3 protein-coding genes are annotated in these 2,840 nt (G+C 70.2%); all 3 read right to left on the bottom strand.

The annotated features are described in order from the left end of the window. Positions 1-110: 110 nt before the first annotated feature. A complete protein-coding gene (locus tag ABZE72_RS16540; protein WP_372730132.1) occupies positions 111-851 on the bottom strand; it encodes a dienelactone hydrolase family protein in 741 nt (246 codons plus the stop codon). A 16-nt stretch (positions 852-867) separates the two neighbouring features. Then, positions 868-2,178 carry a DUF222 domain-containing protein gene (locus ABZE72_RS16535; RefSeq protein ID WP_372730131.1) on the bottom strand — a complete coding sequence of 437 codons (1,311 nt, stop codon included), beginning with the start codon at positions 2,176-2,178 and terminating at the stop codon, positions 868-870. A 256-nt stretch (positions 2,179-2,434) separates the two neighbouring features. Further along, positions 2,435-2,840: redoxin domain-containing protein (locus tag ABZE72_RS16530; protein WP_372730130.1), on the bottom strand; the 406-nt coding region annotated here is incomplete at its 5' end.

Below are 2,840 nucleotides of genomic sequence, written 5' to 3'. Positions count from 1 at the left end.
GTGCTGGTGACGGCCGGCACCGGGGTGCCGACGAGTGGGTTGATTCTCAGCGCCGAGTGAGGTCGGGGGTCTGTGTGCATTTCACTGGTTAACCAGTGAAATGCACACCCTCAGCCGCGCAGCTTATCGCCGAAGAACGCCAGCACGCGGTCCACGCCCTCCTGCTGGCGCTGCTCGGTGAGCACGGAGTGGCCCTTGCCGCCGAAGTCGACCCGGATGAATGCCGCACCCAGCTCCCGGTCGAGGGTGTCGAAGCGGCTACCGGTCATCGGGTCGCTCCTGAACTGCAGTCCGAGCACCTGACAGCCGCCGGCCGCGTGCTGCTTGACCGACTCCAGGTCGGCGGGGGAGAGGTTCAGGTCCGCCGCCCGCTTCCGGCCGACCGCGAACGGCACCGACGGCTGGCTCAGTACCGGAGCGGCCACCGACTGGTCCACCATCATCGCGAGCGCGAACCCGCCGGTGAAGCACATGCCGAGCGCCCCGACCCCCGGTCCGCCGAGCTCGTCGTGCAGCTCGCGGGCGAGGCTGCGCAGCCACCCGGCGATGGGGGTGGTGACCCCGGTGGCCAGCTTGGTGAACTCGGCGCTGACGCAGACCTGTTTGAATGCCTTGGCGATCGCCTTCGCCCCGAACGGCGCCTCCGGGGTACCGAACAGGCTGGGCAGCACGACCGTGTAGCCGGCCGCGACGATCTCCTCGGCGAAGGCGATGACCCTTGGGGTCAGGCCAGGCACCTCGTGGATGATGACCACGCCCGGGCCGGTTCCCTTGCGGTACGTCGGGTGCGTGATCGTGCGGTCGCCGGTGTGGGTGTGACTTCCCGGGGTCCAGGTGTCGAGGAGACTCATGCGGACAGTGTGGTGCTCATTCCCGCCGAGGTCGATGGCGGATCCACTCCGGGGACGGGCGCCCGGACTTGGGTGGCGGGCGGAACTCAGGTCGACCATCGCTCGGTCGGAGCCGGACCTGCCACGGACTGTGGTGCAGCGTGCGGTGGTGGTGCCCGCAGAGCAGGACCAGGTTCGAGAGGGCGGTATCGCCGCCGTCGGCCCAGTGCTGGATGTGGTGGGCATGGCACATCAGTGGCGGTCGGGTGCAGCCCGGAAAGGCGCAGTGCTGGTCACGGCAGACGACAGCCCGCCACAGCGCTGGCGTCACCAGGCGGAAGGCGCGCCCCACATCGAGAACCTCGCCCGCCGTACCGAGGGCGATCGGGATGATGTCGGCATCGCAGGCCAGGCGCCGAACCACCGAAGGGGCGAGTTCCAGCCCGTCGTCGGTCACTCCGCAGTCGGCCAGGGCACCCCGGAGCGTGGCGAGCTCAGTGGCGACGGTGACCCGCGGCCGTGCGCCATGACTCGCCGGCGGGAGGTCGGTGTCGAGGGCGTGCTGGGCGACCTCGACGAGCGCGTCCCACAGTCGGGCGCCGTGGTCGCGCGGGTCGGACTGCTCTGCGCAGGTCTCGGGGTCGACGGTCGGAACGGGAGCCGTGAGTGGCAGAAGGGCAGCGCGCAGCGTGGCGGCATCCTCCATCGTCCCGCGGCCCTTCAGTCGAACCCCGCCGGCGCCGTCATCGCTGATGGACAGGAACCGGCCCAGGTGGGCGGCCCGGTCGTCGCGGTCGAGCTCTCGTTCGGCGGCACGCTCGCTGCCGTCCGGATCGGCCACGTTGACAAGATGGCGCGCGGTGCGGGCCAGGTCGCTGGCGTTGAACTGCCCGGCCTCGGTGAGCAGTAGACGCTCGGCCCGGTCGCGCAGGTGCGGTGAGGTCGGCAACGCGTCCACGCCGTCGAGGACCACCTGCGCCTGTTCGGGACTCACGGAACCGTCACTCAGGGCCTGGAGCGTGGCGCCCCGGTCCTCGTGCAGCTGACGCGCGTGCGCGACGGCTCGGGTGGCCTGAGCCCGGCGCAGCCCGGCAACGTGACCGAACCAGTCGGCGGTCGATCCCCACCCGAGCTCGGCCTTGGCCACCTGGCGGGCGTCGACCTCGCGCAGCACAGCCGACTCGACCGCTGCGACGGTGGAGCGCAACGTCTCGATCTCCTCGATCAAGGCGACCAGATCGCTGGACGACTGGGCCGCCCAGAGAACAGCCGTCAGGCCGCGGATCTGCGCGCTCGCGTCACCCAGCACCCCGAGGGGTGATGGGTGCTCCAGCGCCGAGATCGCCATGCCGAGAAGTCAACCAGCGACCACCGACAGTCTCGGGCTCGTGCGGGGCTCTGGTCCCACATGTCGAGAGGCGAGTCGGAAACCTCGGGGTGGGCGCGCGCGGATTGCGCTGGATCCGGATGCGGTGGCTTCACCATGGGATGTAGCCGAAGCAGCACTTCCCATGGTGAATTCGCCGTGGGAAGTGCCGATTCACCTGCATACCATGATGAAACTGCACGGGAGCGGCCCCACCACCCAGCTCGTCCACCGACCCTCAGGCAGCGCCCCGCGCCGGGTAGTCGTGCTTCTGCACGAACCTCAGCCCGGCGATCAGGTCGTCCACGGCCGGCCGGCCGAACGGCATCGAGGCCACGCTGGACCAGAACAGCGTGCCGTCCTGGTCCAGGACGAACATCCCCGGCTCGTTGAAGACGTCCGGCTCCCCGTCCTTGATCGCATGCGAGAGGTGCAGGCCCCAGTCGCGGGCCGCCTCCTCGCTCAGGCCGTGGGCGACGGGGAGGTTGTCGAGGTGCCATTGCTCGACCAGCTGCGCGCTCCGCTCGGCCGACTCCATGCTCACCGCGACGACGCGTCCCACGCCCGCCTCTCGCAGGTCGGTCAGGCGCTTGTCCAGCTCGCTGAGTTGCTTGCGGCACACAGGGCAGTGCAGGCCACGGATG

Origin of the sequence: Nocardioides sp. (assembly GCF_041600255.1) — a bacterium.
GTDB lineage: Bacteria > Actinomycetota > Actinomycetes > Propionibacteriales > Nocardioidaceae > Nocardioides.
Note: the sequence above shows the minus strand (reverse complement) of the source record. Positions and strands in the feature narration are given on the sequence as shown.